Source organism: Mucilaginibacter sp. (genome assembly GCF_035492695.1).
Classification (GTDB): Bacteria; Bacteroidota; Bacteroidia; order Sphingobacteriales; family Sphingobacteriaceae; genus Mucilaginibacter.
Map to the genome: position 1 here is coordinate 409,071 of NZ_DATJJC010000006.1, position 6,726 is coordinate 415,796.

Below are 6,726 nucleotides of genomic sequence, written 5' to 3' on the forward strand. Positions count from 1 at the left end.
AATTAAAGCAATCTTCAAATCTGCACATTTACTCATTTGCACATCTGCACATTTATTCGCATCTTTGTCCGGCAAATAATAAATCCAAATAATTATTTGCCATGCAATTAGATCCCTCCAAATTTGTCGCCGAAGGTTTAACTTACGACGACGTTTTATTACTCCCGGCTTATTCAGAAGTGCTGCCCCGCGATGTGGACACGAGCTCTTTTCTGACCAAAAAGATCAGGCTGAACATACCGCTTGTTTCTGCGGCTATGGATACCGTTACCGAATCGGCGTTGGCTATTGCGATTGCGCAGGCAGGTGGTTTGGGCATGTTGCACAAAAACATGACCATACAGCAGCAGGCCGACGAGGTGCGTAAGGTAAAGCGTTCGGAAAGCGGCATGATACAGGACCCTGTGACCCTGAACGAAGACGCCATTGTGGCCGATGCGTTCAAGATCATGAAGGAGTTCCGTATAGGAGGGATACCTATTGTAAATGGCGATCAGCAATTGAAGGGCATTCTTACCAATCGCGACCTGCGTTTTCAGAAAGATGCCAGCAAATTGGTAAGTGAGGTAATGACCCGTGGCAACCTGGTTACCGCTCCGGAGGGAACCACCTTAATGCAGGCTGAAGAAATATTGCAGAACCATAAGATAGAAAAACTGCCGGTAGTGAATGGCGGCGGCAAATTAGTTGGTTTGATCACCTATAAAGACATTCAAAAGTTCAAGAATTTCCCGATAGCCTGTAAAGACGAGCATGGCCGCCTCCGGGTAGGGGCAGCAGTAGGTGTTACAGCCGATACGATGAAACGTGTGGAGGCACTGGTAAAAGCAGGTGTCGACGTTATTGCTATCGATACTGCTCACGGGCACTCTAAAGGCGTTATCAATATGCTGAAGGAGGTTAAGGCAAAATATCCCGATCTGCAGGTTATTGCGGGTAATATAGCCACAGCCGATGCCGCCGTTGCCCTGGCGCAAGCCGGCGCCGACGCCGTGAAAGTGGGTATTGGCCCGGGTTCCATCTGTACCACGCGTATCATTGCCGGTGTGGGTGTACCGCAGTTATATGCGGTTTACGAATGTGCCAAAGCATTACAGGGCACCGGTGTGCCGGTAATTGCTGACGGTGGTATCAAGCATACAGGCGATATTGCCAAGGCGATAGCAGCAGGCGCCAGCTCGGTTATGGCAGGTTCGTTGTTTGCCGGGGTTGAAGAGTCGCCCGGCGAAACTATCATTTACGAAGGCCGCCGTTTCAAATCATACCGCGGCATGGGTTCTATCGAAGCCATGGAGCAGGGCTCAAAGGATCGTTATTTCCAGGATGTGGAAGATGATATCAAAAAGCTGGTTCCTGAAGGCATTGTAGGCCGCGTACCCTTAAAAGGCACCCTTGCCGAAGTGGTTTACCAGTATGTAGGCGGATTAAGGGCAAGCATGGGCTATTGCGGTTCTAAGGATATCGAAACATTACAGCAGGCGCGTTTTGTACGCATCACCTCCGCCGGTATCCGCGAGTCGCACCCGCATGATATAACGATAACTAAAGAAGCACCGAATTATACGAGGTAGTCCGAAAGTCTGCATAAGTCGGAAAGACCGGAAGGAAAACAAAACTTACGGACTTATGCGGATTTCCCGACTTCCGGACTAAAAAAAAATCACTAAAGATGAAATCCATTTGCATCTTCTGTGGCGCTAATTTTAATGGCGACCCGGTTCTGAAACAAGCCGCTGAAGGCTTAATCGAAGTAATGGCAGCCAAAAGTATGTCGCTTCTTTTTGGCGGTGGTAAAGTGGGCATGATGGGCCTTTTAGCCGATAACATGCTACTGCGCAATGGGAAAGCTATTGGTATCATTCCGCAATTCCTGATGGATAAGGAGGTGGGCCATACTGGCTTGACTGAATTGCATATTGTCGAAACCATGCACCAGCGCAAGCAATTGATGAGCGATTTATCGGATGGCGTCATTATGCTGCCTGGCGGCTTTGGCACGCTGGAGGAATTTTTTGAAGTGCTGACATGGCTCCAGCTTGGTTTGCACAATAAACCGATAGGCATATTAAATGTGAATGGTTTTTACGACTACTTGCTGAAGCAGATGGATGTCATGGTGGAGCAGCAATTCCTGAAACCGGCCAACCGCAAACTGGTCATCACCTCTGCCGATCCGATCGAACTGATCAGCCTGATGGAAAACTTCAGCGCCAAACCCGACGAAGTTTGGTTTCGCGACAGGGACCTGACTTAGTCTTTCTACATCGGTGGTGGCACCGGCGGTGCATCGTTATTGTTGGAAGGCGAGTTGTTGGGTGATGGGGAAGCGGTTGCCGTTTGAGGTTGTTTAGGTGCCTGTGTTTGTGCCGGCGTACCCGTTGTTCCGGTAGTTGTAGTTGTTGCGGTTGTTGCCGTTGTTGTTGCAGTCGCTAAACCGCCAGGGTTGGCAGCCAGAGCCTTATCTATATCTGTAAACGACGGAAAAGAGGCCCAATCGCTGTGAGGCGCCGAAAATACGGCATATTTACCGTTAACACCCGTAAATCCGCTCACATCCTCGTAGGTTTGCCCGGGTTTCAGATCCATGTGGTGTGTTATGTCCCAGCTTCCGTTATTCAATTGCTTGTAAAGCGAAAAATCCATCGATACATTACTGCTGTTGGTAAGCACGTAATGCACTTCTTTTGATCTCCCGGTCATTTTTTCTGTTCGCACGACGGTTATGCGGCTATTGTTGTCTATCTCTGCTTTTTTCTGTGCTTTTAAGGCAGTTGCGAAAAACAGCATCATAATGGTTGTGGTAAGGTATAACGGTTTCATTTTCAACTTTTTTAGGGTCTAATTTAAGTATTTCCTGTCAAAATATCATACAGGCATCATCAGTGGGCCTCATCCTTTTTTTCCCCGCTTTCGGGGCCGTAAAATATCACCCAGGTTAAAAAATCATCGCTGAAATTTTCAAAACAATGTTCTACCCCTGCCTGGACAAAAAGCACGTCGCCGGGGCCAAAACTTGCGCGTTCATCTCCGTTCAGAAATTCTCCGTTCCCCTTTATTACCACATACAGCTCATCCTGTTTGTGCGGCGTCTGCAGATCGGTGTTTACCGGCCTATAAATCTCTACCGACATCGTTCCGTGTTCCATTACTTTTTCGAACAGTTTGACTCCGCTTTTGCCCAATTGGTTTAATGCTTCATTAACACTTACTTGCATAGTCAAATTTAATCAATAGTATTTTACTAATGGATTTTTAAAATAAGTGAGATTTTGTAATAAACGGCGTTTAATCTACTTTTACGCTTTGCATAATTTCTACTAAACTAACGAATGAGAACAAGGCTAACCCGAAATCTCCAGATCGGATTCGGCATCTCCATATCAATATTGATCGTCTCGGCTATAGCTTCCTATGGCAGCATAGAGAATTTGATAAAAAGCTCTTCGCTGGTCAACCATAGCGATTCGGTGATCCAGAAGTTAGAGGTCACAGTTTCTGTAATGAAGGATGCCGAAACCGGGCAGCGGGGTTATTTGCTTACAGGGTACGAGGATTTTTTAGAACCCTACAACGGATCGCGAAAGAAAGCGATTGCGTATACAAACGAGTTTCTAAAAATGACAGCCGATAATCCTCATCAACAAGTATGGGGATCTAAAATAAAAGAACTACTTATCCACAGGCTCGACATTCTGCACAAGCTTATCGAAAAAAAGAAAAGCGGCACCCCGATAACAGCGGAAGATATGCTTGAGGGGAAGCTGGCAATGGATTCGCTTAGAAATGTGGTCAATCATGCTGAACTGGAAGAAAAGAACCTCTTGAACAATAGGTTAAGCGTACTTAACAGGTATACCTACGACACACCTTTTTTTCTTTTTATAGCTGCGGTAGTGGCTGTAGCTATTTCCGTATTCTCTTATTTCAGGGTTATTAACGAGGTAAAGGAACGCGCCAGGTTGTTTGATGAACTCAGGGACCAGGAGCAGCAGACCGCCACCCTGAACGAAGAACTGACGGCTACAAATGAAGAACTGGCATCGGCAAACGATGAGCTCTCGGCTGCCAATGAGGAGATCAACGCCACCAATGAGGAACTTGCTGCGGCAAATGAGGAATTGGCTTCAGCTAACGAAGAGATCAACGCCACTAACGAAGATCTTGCGGCCACTAACGAGGAGCTTAATGCTGCCAATGAGCAGCTCAATGAATCGCAGGAGGATATCCGCGACCTGAACGAAAAATTAGGGGCATCTAACGAAGAACTATCTGCAACAGTGGATGAACTTTATCAATCACAGCAGAGCCTGAAGGCATTGAACGACGATCTGGAAGACAGGGTGAAGGCCCGTACCAAAGCCCTTACCGAAAGCGAAGGCCGGTTCCGCATCATGATGGAAACCATGCCGCAAATTGCATGGGTAAGTAATAATGAGGGTGAGATAAATTTCTTTAATAAGCGCTGGTATACGTATACGGGCATGTCGTATGACGAAAGCAAAGGGTGGGGCTGGAGTGCCGGCATCCATCCGGACGACCTGCCCTTTGCGGCTGAAAAGTATAAAGAGATTCTGTTAAGTGGCGAAAGCGGAGAATTTGAGACCAGGAAAAGACGCAAAGATGGCGACTATCGCTGGCACCTGGCAAGGCTGCAGCCTGTAAAGAATGAGGACGGCGAAGTGCAGATGTGGGTGGGCACAGCCACCGATATTCACGAACTTAAAAACCTGCAGCAGCAAAAAGATGATTTTATCTCAATTGCCAGCCACGAATTAAAAACACCTATCACCAGTTTAAAAGCGTCACTTCAGCTTCTTGACAGGATCAAGGACACACCTTCGGCGTTAACAGTGCCCAAATTGGTTACACAGGCTAATAAAAGTCTTGACAGGTTGAACGTATTGGTGGAGGATTTGCTGAACGTGAGCAGGCTAAACCAGGGGCAGATACACCTTCATAAAACAAAATTCAATTTAATGGAACTGGTAAACGATACGTGCCAGTACATCCGAATCGAGAATGTATACCAGGTTGTTGTGACGGGTGAAGAGGCGCTGCAGGCATTTGCCGATGCGAAGCGGGTAGAGCAGGTGCTGGTTAATTTTCTCAACAATGCCATCAAGTATGCACCAGCTTCCAAACAGATCAAAATAAATGTCGAAAAAACGGACGGAATGGCTAAAGTGTCCGTAACCGACCATGGGCCGGGTATAGCATCCGATAAAGTGCCTCATTTGTTCGATCGCTACTTCAGGGTTGATAGCGCAGGTATGCAGTTCTCGGGGTTGGGACTCGGATTATACATCAGCGCCGAGATCATTAAAAAGCACGACGGCCAGATTGGCGTTGACAGCGAAGAAGGGAAGGGTAGCACATTTTGGTTTACAATACCTTTGAAGGGGCGCGGCTGATAACCCCGGAATACCTCAAAATCTTATCATTGATCGGACGGGCGGCATGGTGAAAACACCCATAAAAATACCGTGAAAACACCGATTGACCACAAAAACAGTAAAGCTTAGATTAGACCATTATCTGAACCTATGCTTTTGAATAGTCCCGCAAACCGGCAATCTCATTTAAATCAATGCTTTATAAGCAATAAGATATTTTTTGGCCAAAAATGAAGGAGCATGCACTTTATATACATGCTGCCTGAATGCCGGGGCGTGGTTGCGGCAAAATACCTGTTATTTTTAAATACTTAATTTATGAAAAAATTTCAAAAGCTAAGTCGCAACGAAATGAAAAGAGTTAAAGGTGGTAGTGATACACCTACCTGTCCCACTAACACATTTTGTATAACGATGAACGGGTATGCCGGCACTTGTTCGCAGGCAACACAGGACTTGCAGCATTGCCCATGTATAGGAAATGGCCAGACATGGGATCACGTATCTATGTGCCCTGTTGGCGGATCCTAATTTGAAATATTGAAAATATCTGGTGGATTAATTCTGCCAGGTATTTAATTATTTTAGGACGTGATTGAAATTGTATTTGATTTTAAATGCCAGGTTGATGTCAAGATTAAGTTTAATCCCAATGTTCAGCCTGATATTATTGGGAAATCATAGTTTTGCCCAAACGGACAGCCTTTTCCTCACCCGCGCCACCACAACCCTCACCCGCCAGCCCGCACAGGAGAAAGTCTACCTGCACTTAGACAAACCGAACTACACTTTCGGCGACACCATCTGGTATAAAGCCTATACCGTCATCGGTCAAAAACACCAGTTATCGGCACTAAGCGGCGTCCTTTATGTCGAACTCATCAGCCCGAAAGACTCACTGGTAACGCGGCAGGCCCTGCCGCTGGCCTCCGGCGTCAGCTGGAGCGAGATCCCGCTCGACCATGCGCTGAAACAAGGCACCTACCGCCTCCGCGCCTACACCCGCTGGATGCAAAACAAGCCGGAATACATCGATGAGCAAAGGATAAGGATAGGCGGCATAGCCCCGCAAACGACTAACAAAGCAACCACAGAACCGCCCGATATCCAGTTCTTCCCCGAAGGCGGCGAACTGGTGAACGGCGTACGGTCAAGGGTAGCCGTCAAATGCACCGGGACAAACGGGCTTGGCGAAAACATCAAAGGAACCGTACAAGACAATACCGGTAATGTAGTAGCCGACTTTACCACCCAACACCTGGGCATGGGAACATTTGCACTCATACCAGAAGCCGGCAAAACCTATAAAGCCATTATCACCTTACCCGGCGAA

Annotated in this window: 6 protein-coding genes and 1 pseudogene; 5 read left to right on the forward strand and 2 right to left on the reverse strand. The window is 47.0% G+C overall.

Annotation, left to right across the window (positions count from 1 at the left end; genetic code table 11):
* The first annotated feature begins 101 nt into the window (after nt 1–101).
* Nucleotides 102–1,571 (forward strand): IMP dehydrogenase, encoded by a 1,470-nt coding sequence (guaB, locus tag VL525_RS04165; protein WP_325383656.1) that lies wholly within the window; start codon nt 102–104, stop codon nt 1,569–1,571.
* A 98-nt stretch (nt 1,572–1,669) separates the two neighbouring features.
* Nucleotides 1,670–2,254: a TIGR00730 family Rossman fold protein gene (locus tag VL525_RS04170; RefSeq protein WP_325383658.1), complete on the forward strand. Its 585-nt coding sequence runs from the start codon at nt 1,670–1,672 to the stop codon at nt 2,252–2,254.
* 5 nt (nt 2,255–2,259) lie between these two features.
* Here the strand turns inward: VL525_RS04170 and VL525_RS04175 are convergent, their stop codons facing one another.
* Both VL525_RS04175 and VL525_RS04180 read right to left on the reverse strand, forming a co-directional pair.
* Nucleotides 2,260–2,820, reverse strand: coding sequence for a hypothetical protein (locus tag VL525_RS04175; protein WP_325383660.1), 561 nt, complete (start codon nt 2,818–2,820; stop codon nt 2,260–2,262).
* Between the two features lie 59 nt (nt 2,821–2,879).
* The gene (locus VL525_RS04180) at nt 2,880–3,215 is read right to left on the reverse strand and encodes a cupin domain-containing protein (protein ID WP_325383662.1); all 336 of its coding nucleotides are present in this window, start codon (nt 3,213–3,215) and stop codon (nt 2,880–2,882) included.
* Between the two features lie 114 nt (nt 3,216–3,329).
* On the opposite strand from VL525_RS04180, the gene VL525_RS04185 reads away from it, so the two are divergent.
* The 3 genes and pseudogenes from VL525_RS04185 to VL525_RS04195 form a co-directional block, all read left to right on the forward strand.
* Nucleotides 3,330–5,411, forward strand: a complete 2,082-nt coding sequence (locus tag VL525_RS04185; protein WP_325383664.1) for an ATP-binding protein — start codon at nt 3,330–3,332, stop codon at nt 5,409–5,411.
* 300 nt (nt 5,412–5,711) lie between these two features.
* Nucleotides 5,712–5,924, forward strand: a complete 213-nt coding sequence (locus tag VL525_RS04190; protein WP_325383666.1) for a bacteriocin-like protein — start codon at nt 5,712–5,714, stop codon at nt 5,922–5,924.
* A 97-nt stretch (nt 5,925–6,021) separates the two neighbouring features.
* Nucleotides 6,022–6,726, forward strand: a pseudogene (locus VL525_RS04195) (hypothetical protein); the annotation flags it as partial.

Coding starts and splice junctions, on each gene's coding strand:
- guaB (WP_325383656.1), top strand. CDS start 102: ATGCAATTAGATCCCTCCAAATTTGTCGCCGAAGGTTTAACTTACGAC.
- VL525_RS04190 (WP_325383666.1), top strand. CDS start 5,712: ATGAAAAAATTTCAAAAGCTAAGTCGCAACGAAATGAAAAGAGTTAAA.
- VL525_RS04175 (WP_325383660.1), bottom strand. CDS start 2,820: ATGAAACCGTTATACCTTACCACAACCATTATGATGCTGTTTTTCGCA.
- VL525_RS04180 (WP_325383662.1), bottom strand. CDS start 3,215: ATGCAAGTAAGTGTTAATGAAGCATTAAACCAATTGGGCAAAAGCGGA.
- VL525_RS04170 (WP_325383658.1), top strand. CDS start 1,670: ATGAAATCCATTTGCATCTTCTGTGGCGCTAATTTTAATGGCGACCCG.
- VL525_RS04185 (WP_325383664.1), top strand. CDS start 3,330: ATGAGAACAAGGCTAACCCGAAATCTCCAGATCGGATTCGGCATCTCC.